The organism is Pseudomonas sp. UBA2684 (assembly GCA_002354655.1).
Taxonomy (GTDB): domain Bacteria; phylum Pseudomonadota; class Gammaproteobacteria; order Pseudomonadales; family Pseudomonadaceae; genus Aquipseudomonas.
The window spans coordinates 7,152-28,352 of the sequence record DELY01000046.1; the positions used below are offsets into that span (position 1 = coordinate 7,152).

The following is a 21,201-nucleotide window of genomic DNA, read 5'->3' on the forward strand; positions in this document are numbered from 1 at the left end:
TTCAAAGATTTTCGCGGATAAATCCGCGCCCACAACAGCGCGGCGCCTCCTGCAACACAGAGCCATGAAAAAGCCCCGCGGGCACAACCGGCGGGGCTTTTTTGCGACGCGGAATCAGGGCCGAGCTTCCGCCACGGCCTTGAGTTGCGCCAACCCCCGCTCGAAATCGCCGCCGCATAACGTGTCCATGTCCATCACCAGGTGCACGGCCTTGCTGATGAAGGTGTTGCGCCCGCTCATGCTCCAGCTCACCCGCGTATCGGCGCCTTCGGCGATAAAACGAAACAGCACGTCGTTGTTGGCCTTGAAGGGTCTGAGGAACGTCAACTGAAAGCGGATCTGCTCATGCGCCTGGCTGTCGACGATGCTCAGGCTGCCCTCGCCGACCTCTTTGTTGCCGGCCCACCGATAGAGCGCACCGACGCCCGCGGGCGGCCCCTCGTAAACCTTGAGCATCTGCGGATCACGCTTGGCCCAAGGCGACCATTGCTCCCAGTTGTGCAGGTCGTTGACCTGGGCGAATAGCACATCGACCGGCGCCGCCACCTGGAGCGAGCGCTCGACGCGAAAGCTGTCCGGCTGCCGAGCGATCAGCAGCACGGCGACGACGATCAGCACCAGGCCGATCAAGATCAAACTGAGCATGCGGCGCACTCCTGTTGAGTGGTTGCGTTAACCGGTCGGATCAGGGTTTGAGGTCGAACAGCGCCTTGCCGCTGTCCATCTCGAACGGCGCGGAGAAGTGCTCGTGGACGATCAGCCACTGCCCGCCGAGCTTCTGCAAGCACTGGGTCACGCGCATCCACGAGCTTTGCAGCTCGCCTTGCTCATTGCTGCCGCCGCAGTGAAACAGGTAATGCACCACGCCCAGCTCGCCACTGAGCAGGAAGGTCGGCTGGTGGATCTCGAACAAACTTGGCCCCGCGCACATCGACATGCAGAACTGCCAGTGCGCCTTGTAGGCTTCGCGACCCTGGAAACGCAGCGGGCCAATCGCGTCGTAGGCGACGATATCTTCGGCGTAGTGGCTGACGATGCGCTCGACGTCCTTGTCCCGCGAGGCTTGCACCCAGCTGTCCAGCACGCGCTGCAACGGTGCCTGTTGTGCTGCCGTGGCAATGGTGGTGTTCATGGCGTTCTCCTGTTTGTCGTTGGGTTCCAACTGGCTGTCGGGTATCAGGCGCTCGGCACGTCCAGCTCGCGCACCGGCCGCACTTCGATGGAGCCCACCCGCGCCGGCGGAATTTTCCCGGCGATCTGGATGGCTTCGTTGAGGTCGCGGGCATCGATCAGGTAGAAGCCGGCGAGCTGTTCCTTGGTTTCGGCGAACGGGCCGTCGGTGATCGACAGCTGACCGCCGCGCAGGCGCACGGTGGTGGCGGTGCGTATCGGTTGCAGGGCTTCCCCGGCGACCATTCGGCCGCTGGCGGCCAGCGACGCGGCATAGGCGTGGCACTCCTCGTCACGCGGGCTGTCCGGCGAGTGGTGCAGGGCATGCTCGTCGCTGTAGACCAGGCATAGGTATTTCATAGCGTCCTCCAAAAACAGCAGTCGTCACCGTGGGTACTGAGTAGTCGCGCGGCCAACGCCGAATTCGACAAGCCCGCGAAAAAATTTTCGATTGAGTTATAGACCGCTGCGGGCGACCGCGTAGCAATGGCAGGTGAACTACGGGTACGTAGGGTGGACATGGCGCCGCCTTGTCCACCATTTGTGGTCTAGGCGCCTGTCGGACTTAACGCTGCTCTACTGCGGAAAAGCCTTTGGCATAAGGATGGGAAGCGATCGAACGAAAAAAGGGGCGCTTGTGGCGCCCGGTAAAGCTTTAAGGAGAGACGCCGCGGAGCTTGTGGCCCATGGCGGCGGATAAGCGCACCAGCGAGCGCTGGAACGCCTATACGGTGGCGCGGCTCAGAGCGGGGTGAGCAGTTCGCCTTGTTCGACAAACGCCTGCAAATTGGCCAGCAACAGCGCTTCCATCTGCAAGCGGGTTTCTTCACTGCCGCTGCCGATGTGCGGCAACAGCACCACGTTATTCAGCTCGCGCAGGGCCAGCGGTACCTGGGGTTCGGCCGCATATACATCCAGCCCGGCGCCACCGAGGGCGCCGCTGCGCAGGGCGGCGATCAGCGCGGGCTCGTCGACCACCGAACCACGCGCGACGTTGATCAGGATGCCGTCCGGGCCCAGGGCTTCGAGCACCTCGCGGCCGATCAGCTGCTGGGTGGCGGCGCCGCCCGGACAGGTCAGCACGAGAAAATCCGCCCAGCGTGCCAGTTCGACCAGGCTCGCCTCGTAACCATGCGGGCAATCGGCGAGCGGCGTGCGGTTGTGGTAACGCACGGCCATGGCGAAGCCGCTGGCGCGCTGCACCACGGCCGCGCCGATGCGCCCGAGGCCGACGATACCCAGGCGCTTGCCGCTGACCTTGCGCGCCAGCGGAAACGCCGCACTCGGCCAGCTCCCGGCGCGCACGAAGCGGTCGCCCTCGGACAGGCGCCGCGCCGTGTCGATGATCAGGCCCATGGCCAGATCGGCGACGCACTCGTTGAGCACATCCGGGGTGGTGCTGACCGCGATACCGCGTTCACGCAACAACTCCAGCGGATAGGGATCGTAGCCCACGCCGAAGCTGCAGATCGCCCGCAGGTTTGGCAGGCATGCCAGCTGCTCAACGCTGCAACCAAAACGCGCCGAAGAGACCAGCAACTCGAACTGCTCGCCCTGCTCACGCAGAAAAGCCTGCGGGTCGGCTTGCAGCCAGAGCGGCGTGACCGCGTAACGGGCAGCCAGGTTGGCGTTGAAACGTGCGGTCAGCGGGCCGATTTGCAGAATGTGCGGGCGGCTCATGGCAATCCTCGATCAATGACGGGTGGCGATGTTCCGTTCGGTGGAGTCGCGGCTAAAGCCCCTGCCACGGTAGGCGGGGCCTTTAGCGCGGAATGCCTCCCTCAGGTAATCGGTGCCGGGTTGAACAGCACAATGTCGTTGTGCAGCTGGTGCCGTTCGGCCCAGGTCTGCTGGCGGCCGCTGGCCACGTCCAGGTAATAGTGGAACAGCTGCCAGCCGAGCTCCTCGATGCTCGCCCGGCCGGTGGCAATGCGCCCGGCATCGATATCGATCAGGTCCGGCCAGCGCTCGGCCAGTTCGGTACGCGTGGCCACTTTGACCACCGGCGCCATGGCCAGGCCGTAGGGCGTGCCACGCCCGGTGGTGAACACGTGCAGGTTCATCCCGGCGGCCAGTTGCAGGGTGCCGCAGACAAAATCGCTGGCCGGCGTGGCGCAGTAGATCAGGCCCTTGCGCGAGACCCGCTCGCCAGGGCCGACCACTGCGTTGATCGCGCTGCTGCCGGATTTGACGATGGAGCCCAGGGATTTTTCGACGATATTCGACAGCCCGCCCTTCTTGTTGCCCGGCGTGGTGTTGGCGCTGCGGTCGGCCTCGCCCTTGGCCAGGTAGCGGTCGTACCAGTCCATCTCGCGCACCAGGGCATCGGCCACTTCGGGGGTTTCGGCGCGGGCGGTGAGCATATAGATGGCGTCGCGCACCTCGGTGTTTTCCGAGAACATCACCGTGGCGCCGGCGCGGATCAGCAGGTCCGAGGCGAAACCCAGGGCCGGGTTGGCGGTGATACCGGAAAACGCATCGCTGCCGCCGCACTGCATGCCGAGAATCAGCTCGGAGGCCGGCACCGTCTCGCGGCGGCGCTGGTTCAACTTCTGCAAACGCGCGTCAGCCATGGCCATGATCTGTTCGATCATTTCGCCAAAGCCGCTTTGCGATTCCTGCAAGCGATACAGCCAGGGCTCGCGCAGGTCCACCGAGGCATCCCCCTCGTGCATCACCTGCTCGGCCTGCAATTTCTCGCAGCCAAGGCCGATCACCAGCGCCTCGCCACCCAGGTTGGGATTGCGCGCCAGGTTGCGCACGGTGCGGATCGGGATATAGGCGTCCTTCGCGGTAATCGCCACGCCGCAGCCGTAGCTATGGGTCAGCGCCACCACGCCATCGACATGCGGGTACTTGGGCAGCAGCTCGCTGCGGATGCGCGCCACCGCGTGATCGAGCACACCGGTGACGCACTGCACCGTGGTGCTGATGCCAAGGATATTGCGCGTACCCACGGTGCCGTCGGCATTGCGGTAGCCCTCAAAGGTGTAACCCTCCAGCGCCGGCAAAGCGGCCGGCACCGCATTGGCCATCGGCAGGCTGTCCAGCGCGGGGGCGGACGGCATCTGCAACAAGGTTTCCTTGACCCAGCTACCGCGTGCGATGGCCTGCAAGGCGTAGCCGATAATCTGCCCGTAACGCACCACCATGGCACCCTGGGCGATATCGACCAGCGCCACCTTATGGCTTTGCGGGATGCCTTCAAGGGCTTCCAGGCCGTCGGGAAAACGACTGCCGGCGGCGACGCCCTGATCGTTGACCACCACGGCGACATTGTCGGCCGGGTTGAGGCGGATATAGCGCGGCGAATCTTGGTGTTGAATCAGCTCCACGGTGTCACCTTTGCTGCGGGTTATAGACCCCGCTCTTGTTGATTGAACGGCAAGGCATTTGTTCGCGGCTAAAGCCCCTCCCACAGGCTCCGCGGTAGTCTGCAGGATCCGGCATACAGCAGATCATGTGGGAAGGGCCGGGTGGCGATCCGCTTTAGCCGCGATGCTTTTGATCTTTGCAGCTTGGTCGCGGCTAAAGCCCCTCCCACACTGGAGTCTGGCAGTACTAAAGCTGGCTAAAACCCACCACGCTCAGCGCACCATGCACGGCCGCTTGTTATCGAACTGCCAGCCGGAGATCAGGTACTGCATGGCCACCGCGTCGTTGCGCGCGCCGAGGCCCATGCCTTGGTACAGCTCGTGGGCCTTGGCCAGGGCATCCCAATCCAGCTCCACACCCAGGCCCGGGCTCGATGGCACCTGCACCAAACCGCCTTCGATCTGCAGTGGGTTGTGGGTCAGGTACTGGCCGTCCTGCCAGATCCAGTGGGTGTCGATGGCGGTGACTTTGCCCGGCGCGGCGGCGGCCACGTGGGTGAACATCGCCAGGGAAATGTCGAAGTGGTTGTTGGAATGCGAGCCCCAGGTCAGGCCCCACTCGTTGCACATCTGCGCCACGCGCACCGAACCCTGCATGGTCCAGAAGTGCGGGTCGGCCAGCGGGATGTCGACCGACTGCAACTGGATGCAGTGGCCCATCTGCCGCCAGTCGGTGGCGATCATATTGGTCGCGGTCGGCAGGCCGGTGGCGCGGCGGAACTCGGCCATCACCTCGCGGCCGGAATAACCGTTTTCCGCGCCGCAAGGGTCTTCGGCATAAGCCAGCACGCCATGCAGATCACGGCACAGGTGCACGGCTTCGGCCAGCGACCAGCCGCCGTTCGGATCGAGGGTCACCCGCGCCTCCGGGAAGCGCTCGGCCAAAGCGCGAATCGCCTCGACTTCCTCGGCGCCGCGCAGCACGCCGCCCTTCAGTTTGAAGTCGTTGAAGCCATAGCGCGCATGGGCTGCTTCGGCCTGGCGGACGATGGTTTCCGGGCTCAGCGCCTGCTCGTTGCGCACGCGGAACCAGGCGTCGTCGGCGTTGCGCTCGTCGCGGTAGCCGAGGTCGGTCTTGCCCTTGTCGGCGATGTAGAACAGGTAGCCAAGCATCTCCACCGCATCGCGCTGCTGGCCTTCGCCGAGCAGGGCGGCCACCGGCACGCCGAGGTGCTGACCGAGCAGGTCGAGCAGCGCCGCTTCCAGGGCAGTGACCGCATGAATGGTGATACGCAGGTCGAAGGTCTGTAGGCCACGGCCGCCCGAGTCACGGTCGGCGAAAGCCTGACGCACCTGGTTGAGCAGGCCGTTGTAGTTGCCGATGGACTGGCCGACCAGCAGCGCGCGGGCGTCTTCCAGGGTCTGGCGGATGGCTTCACCGCCGGGCACTTCGCCGACGCCGATGCGGCCGGCGTTGTCTTTGAGAATCAGGATGTTGCGGGTAAAGAATGGGCCGTGGGCGCCACTCAGGTTAAGCAGCATGCTGTCATGGCCGGCAACCGGCACGACCTGTAGCTCGGTGATGATCGGGGCACCTGAAAAGGCGCCTTGCTTGGATTCTGTTTTCATAGCTCTTGCCCTGTTGTTGTTATCCGGGTCTGAACGTTTGCCAATACACCGCGCCGTCGGCGCGTTCACGCGGTTGTGGGAGGGGCTTTAGCCGCGAAAGGCCGCGACAGCTGAACAGCTGTCGCGGCTAAAGCCCCTCCCACAAAAAAACGATTACAGCCGTAGGGTGGATGACGTTTTTTCATCCACCGTAACGACGCCAGGGTGGATCGGTGAAGCGTGATCCACCCTGCGGGCACTAGCCGATATAGGTGGTTTTCACCGTGGTATAGAACTCCTGGGCGTATTTGCCCTGCTCGCGGCTGCCGTAGGACGAGCCTTTGCGGCCGCCGAACGGCACATGGTAATCGACCCCGGCCGTCGGCAGGTTGACCATGACCATGCCGGCCTGGGCATGCCGTTTGAAGTGGTTGGCGTGTTTCAGCGAGGTGGTGCAGATACCCGCAGACAGGCCGAACTCGGTGTCATTGGCCATGGCCAGTGCCGCCTCGTAATCGGCGACTTTGACGATATTCGCCACCGGGCCGAAGATCTCTTCGCGGCTGATGCGCATAGCGGCGGTGCTGTCGGCAAACAGCGTCGGCGCCAGGTAATAGCCGTCCTGCGCGCAGGAAACCCGCTCGCCACCGCAGACCAGGCGTGCGCCTTCCTGCTTGCCGATCTCGATGTAACGCAGGTCCTGTTCCAGCTGCGCCTGGGACACCACCGGGCCGATGTCCACGCCTTTTTCCAAAGCATTGCCGACCTTGATCGACTTCATCCGCTCGGCCATGGCCGCGACGAACTGGTCGTAGATACCGGCGGTGACGATCAGGCGGCTGGAGGCGGTGCAACGCTGACCGGTGGAGTAGAAGGCGCTCTGCACCGACAGCTCGACAGCGGTTTTCAGGTCGGCGTCATCGAGGATCACCTGCGGGTTCTTGCCGCCCATTTCCAGCTGCACCTTGGCGCCACGCGCCACACAACTGGCGGCGATGCTGCGGCCGACGCCAACCGAACCGGTAAAGCTGACGCCATCGACCTCGGTGTTCTGCACGATGGCTTCACCGACCACTCGGCCGCTGCCCATCACCAGGTTGAACACCCCGGCCGGGAAGCCCGCACGGGAGATGATTTCGGCAATCGCCCAGGCGCAGCCCGGCACCAGATCGGCCGGTTTGAGCACCACGCAGTTGCCGTAGGCCAGCGCCGGAGCGACTTTCCAGGCGGGAATGGCGATGGGGAAGTTCCATGGGGTGATCAGGCCGATCACGCCCAGCGGCTCGCGGGTGACTTCCACCGAGACGCCAGGACGCACCGAGGCCAGCAGTTCGCCGGCCTGACGCAGGCATTCGCCGGCGAAGTACTTGAAGATATTGCCGGCGCGGCCGACTTCGCCGATGGCTTCGGGCAGGGTCTTGCCCTCTTCGCGTGCCAGCAGCGCACCGAGTTCCTCACGACGGGCGAGGATTTCGCTGCCGACCTTATCCAGCGCGTCGCTGCGTGCCTGGATACCCGAAGTCGACCAGGCCGGGAACGCGGCACGGGCGGCATCGATGGCCTGGTTGACCTGCTCGGCATCGGCCTGGGCGTACTCGCCAACCAAGTCGGACAGATCCGACGGGTTGATGTTGCTTGAGTAACGGGCAGCGGCGACCCATTGGCCGCCGATGTAGTTGTCGTAACGCGGTGGATTGGCCACGAATAGCCTCCTGTTGCGAAGCGGCGCGCCAGGCGCCGCTATGTAAATGACGGGGTTATTGCGCGCCCTGGGCTTCGATCAGCGCAGCGAGCATTTCGTACTCTTCCGGCAGCAGATCGGTCAGCGGGGTGCGCACCGGGCCGGCGTCATGCCCAACAATCTTGGCGCCCGCCTTGATGATGCTGACGCCATAACCGGCACAACGATTGCGGATGGCCAGGTACGGCAGGAAGAACTCGTCGATGATCTTGCCGACGGTGGCGTGATCGTCACGCGCCATGGCGTGGTAGAAATTCATCGCGGTTTTCGGGATGAAGTTGAACACCGCCGAGGAGTACACCGGCACGCCCAGCGCTTTATAAGCCGCGGCGTAGACTTCCGCCGTTTGCAGGCCACCGAGGTAGCTCAGGCGATCGCCCAGGCGACGGCGGATGGACACCATCAGCTCGATATCGCCGATGCCGTCCTTGTAGCCGATCAGGTTCGGGCAGCGATCCGCCACCTGCTCCAGCAGCGCCGCGTTCAGGCGGCAGACGCTGCGGTTGTACACCACCACGCCGATGTTCACCGATTTGCACACGGCTTCCACGTGCAGCGCGACGCCTTCCTGGCTGGCTTCGGTCAGGTAATGCGGCAGCAGCAGCAGGCCTTTGGCCCCCAGGCGCTCGGCTTCCTGCGCCATTTCGATGGCCTGACGGGTCGGCCCACCGACGCCCGCGAGGATCGGCACACTGCCGGCGCAGGTGTCGACGGCGGTCTTGATCACCGCCGAATACTCTTTGCCAGTCAGCGAGAAGAATTCACCGGTACCACCGGCGGCGAACAGCGCCGACGCACCGTAAGGCGCCAGCCATTCCAGGCGGCGGGCATAGGTATCGGCGCGGAAATCGCCGGCAGCATCGAAATCGGTCACGGGGAAAGACAGCAGACCGGAAGAGAGGATGGACTTCAGTTCTTGTGGATTCATTGTGCGAACACCCTGTAAAGCAGTTGTGAGGGAAAGCGTCAGCCGCAGCTGTAGAGTTACGTTATCGTACAACTAAAAACAAAACCATATCTTTTTCATGCCCCGCACATGCCATCGGTCACTCCCAACAACGCCCCTTTACAGCCCCGCCGCCCATGGCAATAGGTCCCTTCAGATTTTCACGCGCGCTCTATGCCGGCAAACATACTGTTTAATTGCGGCACTCAACAACCGCCGGTGCACCGTCGAAACCCAGACACCAGCGTTGACAACACGATAAAAGGCTGCCGATAATCGAGAAAAGTCGTACGACAACGTATGACAAATCATAACAATAAACAGCGTTGCAGGCCCTGCCATGATCCCGCTATCACAGGCCACATTGCCGCCATTGCACACCGGCCTCGCCACGGCGACGCCCCCTCATGCCGGTGCGCGCCTTTCGCCTGGCCTGAGCCGATCATGCGCAACGACTCGCCCCGCACCCCGCCATTTCTCCCCCGTCACGCTTGCCGCAAGCGGCCCTCTGCCAGGTACGGCCATGCATGCAGCGGCAAGGGCGCGTAGCGCACGGCGTCACCCACAATCGACCACCGGCCGCATCACTGGAGCGACATCGTAATGGCTGAACACACGCACACCGCGACACCGACAGTAGTGGATATGCAGGTCATCCCGGTGGCGGGCCACGACAGCATGCTGCTCAACCTGTGCGGTGCCCACGCGCCCTTCTTCACGCGCAACCTGGTGCTGCTCAAAGACAGCGCTGGGCGCACCGGGATGGGCGAGGTGCCAGGCGGCGAAGGTATTCGCCAGGCACTGGCGCGCACCCGCAGCCTGGTCATCGGCCAACCGCTCGGCCGCTATAACCGCACGCTGAATAACCTGCGCCAGGCCATTGCTGGACGCCAGGGCGACGGCCCGCAAGCCACGGTGCATCAGGTCACTTCGGCGTCGGAAGCGGCGGTGCTCAAACAGCCCCATGAAATCAACCTGCGCCTGGATAACGTGATAACCGCCGTGGAGGCCGCCCTCCTCGACCTGCTTGGCCAGCACCTCGAGGTGCCGGTGGCCGAGTTGCTCGGCAGCGGCCAGCAGCGCGCCAGCGTGCCGATGCTCGCGTACCTCTTCTATATAGGTGACCGCCGCCGCACGGACCTGCCTTATCTGCCAGGCCACAACGACAGTCATGCCTGGTATCAGGTGCGCCACCAGGAAGCCGTGACGCCAGCGGCTATCGTACGCCTGGCCGAAGCAGCCAATGCCCGCTACGGCTTCAAGGATTTCAAGCTCAAGGGCGGGGTGATGAGCGGCGCCGAGGAAATGCAGGCCGTCGCCGCAATCAAGGCGCGCTTTCCTGAGGCCCGCGTCACCCTCGACCCGAACGGCGCCTGGTCCCTGGCCGAAGCCATCGAGCTGTGCACAGGTCAAAGCCATGTCCTCGCCTATGCCGAAGACCCCTGCGGCCCGGAGAACGGTTTTTCCGGGCGCGAAATCATGGCCGAATTCAAACGCGCCACCGGCATCCCCACCGCGACCAACATGGTGGCGACCGACTGGCGGCAGATGGGCCATTCATTGCGCCTCGAAGCGGTCGACATCCCCTTGGCTGATCCGCACTTCTGGACCATGCAGGGCTCCGTGCGCCTGGCGCAGATGTGTGAAGAGTTCGGCCTGACCTGGGGCTCGCACTCGAACAACCACTTCGATATTTCCCTGGCCATGTTCACCCACGCCGCCGCCGCAGCACCTGGCCGCATCACCGCCATCGACACCCACTGGATCTGGCAGGAAGGCCAGGAACGCCTCACGCGCGAGCCGTTGCAGATCGTCGACGGCCAGGTTCGGGTGCCGCAGAAACCGGGCCTGGGCATTGAGCCGGACCTGGAGCGGATCATGGCCGCCCATGAGCTCTACAAGAAAGTTGCCGGCACTGCCCGCGACGACGCCATGGCCATGCAATACCTGGTGCCTGGCTGGCAGTACGACCCCAAGCAACCGAGCCTCGGTCGCCAGCCGGCTTGATTGATCAACCCCCTCACCGCACCGCACGCCACCAACCACCGGAGACTTAACAATGAAAAAAACCCTCTGTGCTTCTCTGATGTCCGCATTGATGACCTTTACTGCCGGCAGCGCACTCGCTGCAGACGCCCCCAACTGGCCGACCCGCCCGGTACAGGTGGTGGTCATCGCCAACGCCGGCGGTGACACCGACTTCAACGCGCGGATGATGGCCAAGTACTTCAACCAGATCACCGGCAAGAACATGGTCGTGACCAATATGGCCGGTGGCGGTGGCACCCTGGCCGCCGAGCAGGTCAAAGGCGCCGCGCCGGATGGCAACACCATCCTGTTCACCCACACAGGCCAGTTGATCGTCAACGAAGTCGCCGGCCTGTCCGAAGACAGCTTCGAGGCCTTCGACATCGCCTGCATCGCCGGCGTGGACAAGGGCGCCATCTTCGTCGCCAGCCAGGATGCGGGGGTTAACAGCCTGCAACAGCTGATCGACAAAGCCAAAGCCAACCCCAACAGCGTCAGCTATGGCACCGAGATGGGCAGCTTCTCGCACATCCAGGGCCTGATGTTTGAACAACTGGCCGGGGTGAAGCTGAAAATGGTCGATGCCGGCACCGTTTCCGAGAAGGTCGTTGCGCTGCTGGGCGGCCGTATCGACCTGGGTGCGATCAGCTACGGCTCCGTACAGGACTACGTCACCGGCGGGCAGATGGCCGCGCTGGGCCAGCCGAACCAAGAGCGTAACGCGCTGCTGGGCGAGGTGCAGACCTTCAAAGAGCAAGGCGTCGACTTCACCATCGACAAGCCCTACGTAGTGGCCTTCCCGAAAGGCACCGACCCGGCAATCGTCGAGAAGATGGCCGGCATCATGAAGCAGATCACCGAACTGCCTGAATACGCCGATGAGCTGAAGAAATCCTTCAAGCAGCCGGTTGCCTACTACGGCAGCGAGGAAGCGGTTGCCGTGCTGAGCAAAACCCGCGACGACTTCATGCAATACCAAGGTGCCCTGCGCCAGTCCAACTAACGCCAACACCAGCCGGCCCACCACAGCCGGCTACGCCTTCGTCCATCCCGCGAGGTTCCCTGATGGCTACCCGTAATACAAAGGAACTGCTGATCGGCGTCGCCATGCTTGGCGTCGGCCTCGGCTACCTGCTCATGACCAGCCAACTGCCCCGGCATGCCGGCATCGACGTGGCCTTCGTGCCCTATCTGCTTTCGGCAATGCTCTGCCTGCTTGGCGCCATACAACTGGTCAGCGCATTTGCCGCGCCCAAGGCGACTGAGCAGGGGCTCGACGAGGAGGCGCAGACAACGCTCGGCAGCATCGACGTCAAGACCGTGATCAAGACCCTGGCGCTGATCACCGGCTACATCGCGCTGTTGAAAACGGTGGGTTTCCCGATCATGACCGCGGTCTACCTGTACCTGCAGTTTTGCGTCCTTACCCCAGTCGGGCAGAAGGCCAACCACCTCGTCTACGGCCTGATCGCGCTGATCAGTTCGGCGACGATCTACCTGCTGTTCCGTGAGGCTTTCGATCTGATGCTGCCATCCGGGTTACTCGGCCTTTAGGAGAATCGACCATGCTCGAATTACTGCAGCAAGGCTTCGGTGCCGTGTTTTCGTTGAACATCCTGTTGCTGATGGTGATCGGCGTGGCCGTGGGCATTGTCTTCGGCGCCGTGCCCGGCCTGTCGGCGACCATGGCGGTGGCCCTGTGCCTACCGCTGACGTTCACCATGGGGCCGCAAGCCGGTCTGTCGCTGCTGGTGGCGCTGTTTATCGGCGCCACCTCGGGCGGACTGATTTCCGCCATTTTGCTGAAAATCCCCGGCACGCCCTCCTCCATCGCCACGGTATTCGACGGCGGTCCGCTGATGGAGCAAGGCCATGGGGTCAAGGCCCTCGGCGTCGGCATCGTGTTCTCCTTCCTGGGCACCATTTTTAGTATCGCGGCATTGATGTTCATCGCCCCGCAACTGGCCAAGGTCGCCCTGCGCTTCGGCCCCCATGAATACTTCGCCATCGCGGTGTTCTCCCTGACCCTGATCGCCACCCTGTCCGCCGGCTCCATGGCCAAAGGCCTGTTCGCCGGTGCCCTGGGCTTCGCGGTCTCCACCGTGGGCATCGCGCCCGTGGAAGCGGTGCGCCGCTTCACGTTCGGCATCACCGAACTGAATGGCGGTTTCGCCATGCTCACGGTGATGATCGGCATGTTCGCTGTCGCCGAGATCATCAAGGTGGCCGAGCGCGGCCGCACGGCGAGCCAGGGCAAGGCGCAGTCGGTGAGCATGAAGAACATCAAGGGCTTCGGCTTCTCGCTCAAAGAGTTTCGCGAGCAGATTCCCAACGCCTCGCGCTCCGGCCTGATCGGCCTGGCCATTGGCATCCTGCCAGGTATCGGCGCCGGCACCTCGAACCTGGTGGCGTACATCATTTCGAAGAAGCGCGCGAAAAACCCGGAAACCTACGGCAAAGGCAATATTGGCGGCGTGGTCGCCAGTGAGACGGCCAACAACGCCGGTATCGGCGGCGCCATGCTGCCGCTGATGACTCTGGGCATTCCCGGCGACACGGTCACCGCGATTCTGCTCGGCGGCTTCCTGATCCACGGCATCCAGCCCGGGCCGCTGCTGTTCATCAGCCAGGCGCCGTTGGTGTACACCATCTTCGCGGCACTGATCGTGTCCACCGTCCTGATGCTCTTCATGGAGTTCTACGGCCTGCGCCTGTTCATCAAGCTGCTCGACGTGCCCAAGCACATCCTCCTGCCGATCATCCTGGTGCTCTGCGTGGTGGGGGCCTTCGGCCTGTCCAGCCGCCTGTTCGACGTCTGGTCGATCCTGATCTTCGGCCTGCTGGGTTACGTCTTCGTCAAAGCCGGGATGCCGGCAGCGCCCTTTATCATCGGCTTCATTCTCGGGCCGATGGCGGAAACCAATCTGCGTCGCGGTTTGATGCTGTCGGATGGCAACTTCGGTGCATTCCTCAGCAACCCGATCGCGGCGTCGTTCCTGGGGCTGGCCCTGGCGTTCGTGATCTGGCAAATCGTCAGCTCGCTGCGCACCAAGAAAAGCCCCATGAATGAAATCCTCCGCACCTGAGCCCAGCCTCAGCCTGAGCAGGCCGGCAACCAGTGCCGGCCTCGCGCGCTCAAGCGCGCGTGCCGCAGGTCCAACTCGCCAGCGTCCAGGCCTCGACTTGCTCACTCAGGGTCAAACCCAGGCCTGGCCGCTGCGGGACCAGCATCAGGCCGTCGCGGATGTCCAGCCGTTCGTTGAACGCCGGCTCCAGCCACTCGAAATGCTCAACCCAGACCTGATGCTCGTAGGCCGCAGCCAGGTGCAGATGGATTTCCATGACGAAATGCGGCGCCATGATCATGCCGCGACTCTCCGCCAGACTCGCCACTTTGAGAAACGGGGTGATCCCACCGATGCGCGGGGCATCGTGCATGATCACATCGACCGCCCCGCTCTCCACATAGGCCGCCACATCGGCCGCGCTGGTGAGCATCTCGCCCGTCCCTATCGGCGTGTCCAGTTGCGCGGCCAGCGCCGCATGGCCTGCCAGGTCATGGGCAGCCAGCGGTTCTTCGATCCACTCCAACCGATACTGCTCCAGGGCTCGGCCCATGCGCAGTGCCGTGCTGCGATCCCACTGCTGGTTGACATCGACCATCAGCGGCACCTGCTCGCCAAAATGCTTGCGCAGCGCCTCGACACGTCGCAGATCGAGCTGACGATCTGGCTGGCCAACCTTGATCTTCAGCCCGCCGATCCCTCGGGCGCGGGACTGCTCGGCCCTGTCGATAACCTCTTCGATCGATGCCTGCAAGTAGCCACCCGAGGTGTTGTAACAAGGCACGCTATCGCGCTGGGCACCGAGCAATTTGGCTAAAGGCAACTTAGCGCGACGCGCCTTGATATCCCACAGCGCAGTATCCAGCGCGGCAATCGCCTGCACCGCGACCCCACTGCGACCGACCGAAGCGCCAGCCCACGCCAGCTTGCTCCAGAGCCGAGCAATATCATTGGGATCTTCGCCGATAAGCAACGGCGCGACCTCCATCGCGTGGGCGTATTGCGCGGGACCGCCAGTACGCAGGGTATAGGTGAAACCCAGCCCCGCATGCCCTTGCTCGGTCTCGATTTCAGCGAACAACAGGCTCACCGCGTCGAGGGCTGGCTGCCGACCGGTGAGCACCTTGGCATCGCTCACCGCGTGCTGTAGCGGCAGCCTCACCGAGCGCAGCTTTATCCAACGGATACGGTCGCCGACGAGGCCGGCATTGCGGTTTTCCATAACGTTATCCCTCGCGGTGCTCACCGCTGATCATGTACCGCACCGCGCAGTACTGGTGCCTCATCATGGACGGCGAGATTCACCAAGGTCTAATCTAATCAGGTACCGTATTGATACCCGGATTGAATCAATGTTCGAGCTGTCCCAACTCCGCTGCTTTACCACCGTGGCCACCGAGCTGAACTTTCGCCGCGCAGCCGAACGCCTGAACATGACCCAACCACCGCTGAGCAGGCAGATTCAGTTGCTGGAGCACAGCCTGGGGGTCAGCCTGTTCAACCGCAGCACGCGCTCGGTCACGCTGACGGCGGCGGGCCGTGCGTTTTTCATCGAGGCCCAAGCCGTGCTTGAGCACGCGCAGAATGCCGCCAGTGCGGCACTTCGCATTGCCCAGGGAGACCTGGGCTCGGTGACCATCGGCTTCGTCGCCAGCGCGGTGTACGACTTTCTCCCGCATGTGGTGGCGCAGGCCCGCAGCGAACGCCCGGGGATCAATATTGCGCTGCACGAGATGAACACCGTCGATCAACTCGAAGCCTTGCGCGCACGACGGATCGACGTGGGAATTGTGCGCGCGCCGATGCACCAGCACGGCTTCAACAGCGAGTGCCTGGTGCGTGAACCCTTTGTGCTCGCCCTGCCCAGCCACCATATGCTGGGCCAGCAAACCACCCTGGACATCTCGGCGCTGGATGGGCAGCCATTCATCATGTACGCCCACGCCGCCTGGCAACCGTTCAATGAGTTGCTGACCGGCATGTTCCGCTCCGCACGGGTAACCCCCGACTACGTGCAGTTTCTCGGCTCCACGCTGACCATCCTGGCCCTGGTGAATGCCGGCATGGGCCTGGCCCTGGTGCCACGCAGCGCCAGCATGGTGCAGTTCGAGGGGGTGCGGTATCGCCCAATCGGATTGCCGTCAGGCATTCAAAGCGAGCTGCACCTGGTCTGCCGCGATGACAACGACAACCCGGCAGTCCTGTTGCTGCGCGACGCCATTCGTCATGCGGCGGGCAACGCGCAGCCGATGGATTGACGCTCTGTCAGCACGCAATGTTGTCGTACAACTAAACCGTTCATCACATGCCGATTGCGGCACTCGCGTCGCCCCTCACCACGGGCGACTCCGCGAACCGCGTTGACACACCGACAAACCCTCGATATAGAGCCTTGGCACGCGCTAAAAAGCACGCCACGGCAGGGTTTTTCGCATGCCCACAAGCCGCTATAACCGCGTAGCGGCGGCACAAAAAACTGCAATAGTCGCGTTGACAAAAGCAAACGAGGCTGATGATAATCGCTGCAAGTCATACGACAACAGATGACACTTCCAATAACAACAAGCAGAGAAGCAGACCCCTGCCATGACCACGACCTCCAACGCCCCAGCTCCCTTCAATCGCCTGCTGCTCACCGGTGCCGCAGGCGGTCTGGGCAAGGTCCTGCGGGAAAGCCTGCGGCCCTATGCCAATGTCCTGCGCGTCTCCGATATTGCCGCCATGAGCCCCGCCACGGGCGCCCATGAAGAAGTCCAGGTCTGCGACCTCGCCGACAAAGCCGCCGTGCACCAGCTGGTCGAAGGCGTGGATGCGATCCTGCACTTCGGTGGCGTATCGGTGGAGCGGCCCTTCGAGGAAATCCTCGGCGCCAACATCTGCGGGGTGTTCCATATTTATGAAGCCGCGCGCCGGCATGGCGTGAAGCGGGTGATCTTCGCCAGCTCCAACCATGTCATCGGTTTCTATAAGCAAGATGAAACCATCGACGCCAACTGCCCACGTCGCCCGGACAGCTACTACGGCTTGTCCAAGTCCTACGGCGAAGACATGGCCAGTTTCTACTTCGACCGCTACGGCATCGAGACCGTGAGCATCCGCATCGGCTCCTCCTTCCCCGAGCCGCACAACCGCCGAATGATGAGCACCTGGCTGAGCTACCGCGACCTGACACAGCTGCTCGAGCGCGCGCTGTACACGCCGAACGTCGGCCACACCGTGGTCTACGGCATGTCCGATAACCAGAACGTCTGGTGGGACAACCACCTGGCCACGCACCTCGGTTATCAACCCCAGGACAACTCCGAAGTGTTCCGCGCGCAGATCGACGCGCAACCGCTGCCGGCCGCCGATGACCCGGCGATGGTCTACCAGGGTGGCGCCTTCGTCGCCGCCGGCCCGTTCGGCGACGCCTGAACACCGCTCAGCCCAATCAGAGAACCGAGCTGCCATGCACGCTGAATTGATTCTCGACGCCCGCAATGCCACCGGCGAAAGCCCGGTGTGGAGCGCGGCCGAACAGGCGCTGTACTGGGTCGATATCCCGGCCAAGCGCCTGCACCGCTGGAGCGCCGCCAACGGCCAGACGCAGAGTTGGGCCGCGCCGCAGATGCTCGCCTGCATCGCCCGTTGCCGTGACGGCGGCTGGATCGCCGGCATGCAGAGCGGCCTGTTCCACCTGCAGACCCAGGCCGATGGTCAGCTCAGCAGCCGCTTGCTGGCCGGCGTAGAACACGCCCGCCCCGATATGCGTTTCAATGACGGCCGCTGCGACCGCCAGGGCCGCTTCTGGGCCGGCAGCATGCTGCTCGACATGAGCGCGGCAGCGCCAGTCGGTGCCCTGTACCGCTACGGCGCCGACCAAGCCGAGCCGCTCAGCGCGCAACTCAATGACTTTATCGTGCCCAACGGCCTGGCGTTCAGCCCGGACGGCCGCACGCTGTACCTGTCCGACTCGCACCCGTCCGTGCAGGCGATCTGGGCGTTCGACTACGACATCGACAGCGGCACGCCGCATAACCGCCGGCTGTTCGTCGATATGCAGGCCCATCCCGGCCGCCCGGATGGCGCAGCAGTGGATGCCGACGGCTGCTACTGGATCTGCGGCAACGATGCCGGGCTGATCCATCGCTTCACCCCGCAGGGTCGCCTCGACCGCTCCCTCGCCGTACCGGTGAAGAAGCCCGCCATGTGTGCCTTCGGCGGTCGCAACCTGGACACCCTTTATGTCACCTCGATCCGCCCGGATGGCGTCGACCTCGCCGACCAGCCATTGGCCGGCGGCGTGTTTGCCCTCAACCCCGGCGTCACGGGCCTGGAGGAACCTTATTTCAACGGCTGAGACGCGCTTGCTTCGTCGTCGCCTTAGCTCTCGCAACGCTGCACTCCCAACAACAACAAAAGACTGGAGCTTCACCATGAACTTCAAACGCAAGTTGCTCATCGCCGCCCTGCCCTTCGCCTTCTGCCTCTCGGGCCTGGCCCAGGCGGCCGTTACCCTGAAGATCGCCGAAATCCACCCGGCCGGTTACCCAACCGTGGTGGCCATGGAAAACCTCGGTAAGAAACTCGATGCCGCGACCAACGGCGAAATCAGCTACCGCATGTACGCCGGCGGCGTGCTCGGCTCGGAGAAGGAAGTGGTCGAACAGACCCAGATCGGCGCTGTGCAACTGACCCGCGTCAGCCTCGGCACGGTCGGCCCGGTAGTGCCAGACGTCAACGTGTTCAATATGCCATTCATCTTCCGCGACCATGCGCACATGCGTGCGGTGATCGACGGCGACGTCGGCCAGGAAATTCTCGACAAGATCACCGAATCGGAATTCAACATGGTCGGCCTGGCGTGGATGGATGGCGGCACCCGCAACATCTACACCAAGAAGCCGGTCCGCACCCTCGAAGACCTCAAGGGCATGAAAATCCGCGTGATGGGCAACCCGCTGTTCATCGACACCCTCAACGCCATGGGCGCCAACGGCATCGCCATGGACACCGGCGAAATCTTCAGCGCCCTGCAAACCGGGGTGATCGATGGCGCGGAGAACAACCCGCCGACCATGCTCGAGCATAACCACTACCGCAACGCCAACTACTACAGCCTCACCGGTCACCTGATCCTGCCCGAGCCGCTGATGATGTCGAAAACCACCTGGGAAAAACTGACCCCGGAGCAGCAAGCCCTGGTGAAGAAGTTCGCCCGTGAAGCGCAGATGGAAGAACGCGTGCTGTGGGATGCGAAGAGCGCCAGCAGCGAAGCCAAGCTCAAGGAAGCCGGCGTCGAGTTCATCGAAGTCGACAAGAAGCCCTTCTACGATGCCACCGCCCCGGTACGCGAGAAATACGGCGCGCCTTATGCCGAGCTGATCAAACGTATCGAAGCCGTGCAGTAATCCGCTCTCTCTGAATAACGTCGTGGCAACGGCTTAACCGTTGCCACGTGCGTGGTGAAGCCTCATGAAAAACACGCTGTTACGCATCAACGACGTGATCTACCTGGCCTGTATCTGGCTCGCTGGCCTCGCGGTCGTGACCATGGCGCTGATCATTCCCTGGGGCATCTTCGCCCGTTACATACTGGGCAGCGGGGCCGGCTGGCCGGAACCGGTGGCCATTCTGCTGATGGTGGTGTTCACCTTTATCGGTGCCGCCGCCAGCTACCGGGCCGGTGCACACATGGCGGTGACCACGCTGACCGACCGCATGCCAGATAACTGGCAGCCCATCATTACCCTGTTCGTGCAGGTACTCATGGCGGTGATCTGCCTGTTTATGACGATCTGGGGCACCAAGCTGTGCATCGCTACCTGGAACCAATTCATGAGCACCCTGCCGACCTTGCGTGTAGGCGTCAGCTACGCACCCATCCCGATCGGCGGTGCAATAACCCTGATCTTTATTCTCGAACGCCTGTTTTTCGGCGACCAAAGCCACAGACGCGCGGTCAACTTCGAGCTGCTCGAAGACAGTAAGGAGGCCGTGTAATGGATGCGCTGATTCTGCTGGGCAGCTTTCTCGTCCTGATCCTGCTGCGCGTGCCGGTAGCCTACTCGCTGGGCCTTTCCGCCCTGGCCGGGGCCTGGTACATCGATATTCCGTTCCACGCCATCATGATTCAGATCAGCGGCGGCGTGAGCAAATTCTCCCTGCTGGCCATTCCGTTCTTCGTCCTCGCCGGTGCGATCATGGCCGAAGGCGGCATGTCGCGGCGCCTGGTCAACTTCGCCAACGTGCTGGTGGGTTTCGTGCGTGGCGGGCTGTCGCTGGTCAACATCCTCGCCTCGACCTTCTTCGGCGCGATCTCCGGCTCGTCCCTGGCCGATACCGCCTCGGTCGGCTCGGTGTTGATTCCGGAAATGGAAAAAAAGGGCTACCCGCGTGAGTACTCCACCGCCGTCACCGTCAGCGGCTCGGTACAAGCGCTGCTGACCCCGCCTAGCCACAACTCGGTGCTGTATTCGCTGGCGGCTGGTGGCACGGTATCGATCGCCTCGCTGTTTATCGCCGGCATCGGTCCGGGCCTGCTGCTCAGCGCGGTGATGATGTGCATGTGTCTGTACTTTGCACGCAAGCGCAACTATCCCAAGGGTGAGGTGATTCCGCTCAAGCAGGCGCTGAAAATCTGCGTCGATGCACTGTGGGGGCTGATGACCATGGTGATCATCCTCGGCGGCATCCTCTCGGGCGTGTTTACCGCCACCGAGTCGGCAGCCATCGCCGTGGTGTGGGCGTTCTTCGTCACCATGTTCATCTACCGCGACTACAAGTGGCGCGAGCTGCCCAAGCTGATGCACCGCACGGTGCGCACCCTGTCGATCGTGATGATCCTGATCGCCTTCGCCGCCAGCTTCGGCTACATCATGACCCTGATGCAGATTCCGTCGAAGATTACCGCGCTGTTCCTGACCCTGTCGGACAACCGCTACGTGATCCTGATGTGCATCAACTTCATGCTGCTGGCCCTCGGCACGCTGATGGACATGGCCCCGCTGATCCTGATCCTCACCCCAATCCTGCTGCCGGTGGTGGTGGATATTGGTGTCGACCCGGTGCATTTCGGCATGATCATGCTGGTCAACCTGGGCATCGGCCTGATCACCCCGCCGGTGGGCGCGGTGCTGTTCGTCGGTGCGGCCATCGGCAAAGTGACCATCGAGAACACCGTCAAGGCGCTGCTGCCGTTCTACGCTGCGCTGTTTATGGTGCTGATGGCGGTGACCTACATTCCGGCAATCTCGCTGTGGCTGCCGAGCGTGGTGCTGTAACGCTCAGAACGCGTCACGATCCCCTGGAGCCGCCGACCTGGCGGCTCCTTGCTTTATAAGGACATAG

General features: G+C 63.2%; 19 protein-coding genes. 10 read left to right on the plus strand and 9 right to left on the minus strand.

The window, feature by feature from the left end:
- Nucleotides 1-114: 114 nt before the first annotated feature.
- From B3M58_RS16060 to kdgD, 8 genes are all read right to left on the minus strand, one after another.
- The gene (locus B3M58_RS16060) at nucleotides 115-645 is read right to left on the minus strand and encodes an SRPBCC family protein (RefSeq protein WP_296220618.1); all 531 of its coding nucleotides are present in this window, start codon (nucleotides 643-645) and stop codon (nucleotides 115-117) included.
- A 40-nt stretch (nucleotides 646-685) separates the two neighbouring features.
- On the minus strand, nucleotides 686-1,132 hold the full coding sequence (locus B3M58_RS16065; RefSeq protein WP_296220620.1) for a YybH family protein: 447 nt from the start codon (nucleotides 1,130-1,132) through the stop codon (nucleotides 686-688).
- A gap of 44 nt (nucleotides 1,133-1,176) precedes the next feature.
- A complete protein-coding gene (locus tag B3M58_RS16070; protein WP_296220622.1) occupies nucleotides 1,177-1,530 on the minus strand; it encodes a YciI family protein in 354 nt (117 codons plus the stop codon).
- Nucleotides 1,531-1,911: 381 nt separating this feature from the next.
- Nucleotides 1,912-2,850 carry a 2-hydroxyacid dehydrogenase gene (locus B3M58_RS16075; RefSeq protein WP_296220624.1) on the minus strand — a complete coding sequence of 313 codons (939 nt, stop codon included), beginning with the start codon at nucleotides 2,848-2,850 and terminating at the stop codon, nucleotides 1,912-1,914.
- A gap of 101 nt (nucleotides 2,851-2,951) precedes the next feature.
- Nucleotides 2,952-4,505 (minus strand): galactarate dehydratase, encoded by a 1,554-nt coding sequence (gene garD, locus B3M58_RS16080; RefSeq protein ID WP_296220625.1) that lies wholly within the window; start codon nucleotides 4,503-4,505, stop codon nucleotides 2,952-2,954.
- 252 nt (nucleotides 4,506-4,757) lie between these two features.
- Nucleotides 4,758-6,113 carry a glucarate dehydratase gene (gene gudD, locus B3M58_RS16085; RefSeq protein WP_296220626.1) on the minus strand — a complete coding sequence of 452 codons (1,356 nt, stop codon included), beginning with the start codon at nucleotides 6,111-6,113 and terminating at the stop codon, nucleotides 4,758-4,760.
- A 238-nt stretch (nucleotides 6,114-6,351) separates the two neighbouring features.
- Nucleotides 6,352-7,794, minus strand: coding sequence for an aldehyde dehydrogenase family protein (locus tag B3M58_RS16090; protein WP_296220628.1), 1,443 nt, complete (start codon nucleotides 7,792-7,794; stop codon nucleotides 6,352-6,354).
- Between the two features lie 55 nt (nucleotides 7,795-7,849).
- Entirely contained in the window at nucleotides 7,850-8,761 is a 912-nt protein-coding gene (kdgD, locus tag B3M58_RS16095; protein ID WP_296220630.1) for a 5-dehydro-4-deoxyglucarate dehydratase, read from the minus strand.
- Between the two features lie 621 nt (nucleotides 8,762-9,382).
- Here kdgD and B3M58_RS16100 point away from each other — a divergent pair.
- The 4 genes from B3M58_RS16100 (at nucleotide 9,383) to B3M58_RS16115 (ending at nucleotide 13,893) form a co-directional block, all read left to right on the plus strand.
- Complete coding sequence (locus tag B3M58_RS16100; RefSeq protein WP_296220632.1) at nucleotides 9,383-10,786, plus strand: enolase C-terminal domain-like protein; 1,404 nt, start codon at nucleotides 9,383-9,385, stop codon at nucleotides 10,784-10,786.
- 52 nt (nucleotides 10,787-10,838) lie between these two features.
- A complete protein-coding gene (locus tag B3M58_RS16105; RefSeq protein ID WP_296220634.1) occupies nucleotides 10,839-11,810 on the plus strand; it encodes a tripartite tricarboxylate transporter substrate binding protein in 972 nt (323 codons plus the stop codon).
- A gap of 62 nt (nucleotides 11,811-11,872) precedes the next feature.
- Nucleotides 11,873-12,361, plus strand: coding sequence for a tripartite tricarboxylate transporter TctB family protein (locus tag B3M58_RS16110; protein ID WP_296220635.1), 489 nt, complete (start codon nucleotides 11,873-11,875; stop codon nucleotides 12,359-12,361).
- Nucleotides 12,362-12,372: 11 nt separating this feature from the next.
- A complete protein-coding gene (locus B3M58_RS16115) occupies nucleotides 12,373-13,893 on the plus strand; it encodes a tripartite tricarboxylate transporter permease (protein WP_296220636.1) in 1,521 nt (506 codons plus the stop codon).
- Between the two features lie 49 nt (nucleotides 13,894-13,942).
- Here the strand turns inward: B3M58_RS16115 and B3M58_RS16120 are convergent, their stop codons facing one another.
- Complete coding sequence (locus B3M58_RS16120) at nucleotides 13,943-15,094, minus strand: L-talarate/galactarate dehydratase (protein WP_296220637.1); 1,152 nt, start codon at nucleotides 15,092-15,094, stop codon at nucleotides 13,943-13,945.
- Between the two features lie 130 nt (nucleotides 15,095-15,224).
- Between B3M58_RS16120 and B3M58_RS16125 the strand changes: the two genes are divergently transcribed.
- The 6 genes from B3M58_RS16125 to B3M58_RS16150 all read left to right on the plus strand — a co-directional run bounded on the left by B3M58_RS16125 (nucleotide 15,225) and on the right by B3M58_RS16150 (nucleotide 21,134).
- Entirely contained in the window at nucleotides 15,225-16,130 is a 906-nt protein-coding gene (locus tag B3M58_RS16125) for a LysR family transcriptional regulator (protein WP_296220639.1), read from the plus strand.
- Between the two features lie 328 nt (nucleotides 16,131-16,458).
- Nucleotides 16,459-17,286 (plus strand): NAD-dependent epimerase/dehydratase family protein, encoded by an 828-nt coding sequence (locus B3M58_RS16130; RefSeq protein ID WP_296220641.1) that lies wholly within the window; start codon nucleotides 16,459-16,461, stop codon nucleotides 17,284-17,286.
- Nucleotides 17,287-17,320: 34 nt separating this feature from the next.
- On the plus strand, nucleotides 17,321-18,211 hold the full coding sequence (locus tag B3M58_RS16135) for a glucurono-1,5-lactonase (protein ID WP_296220642.1): 891 nt from the start codon (nucleotides 17,321-17,323) through the stop codon (nucleotides 18,209-18,211).
- Between the two features lie 76 nt (nucleotides 18,212-18,287).
- Entirely contained in the window at nucleotides 18,288-19,262 is a 975-nt protein-coding gene (locus tag B3M58_RS16140; protein ID WP_296220644.1) for a TRAP transporter substrate-binding protein, read from the plus strand.
- Between the two features lie 64 nt (nucleotides 19,263-19,326).
- Complete coding sequence (locus B3M58_RS16145; protein WP_296220645.1) at nucleotides 19,327-19,854, plus strand: TRAP transporter small permease; 528 nt, start codon at nucleotides 19,327-19,329, stop codon at nucleotides 19,852-19,854.
- Nucleotides 19,854-21,134 (plus strand): TRAP transporter large permease, encoded by a 1,281-nt coding sequence (locus B3M58_RS16150; protein ID WP_296220646.1) that lies wholly within the window; start codon nucleotides 19,854-19,856, stop codon nucleotides 21,132-21,134. Before B3M58_RS16145 ends, B3M58_RS16150 begins: the two co-directional genes overlap by 1 nt.
- Nucleotides 21,135-21,201: the final 67 nt, after the last annotated feature.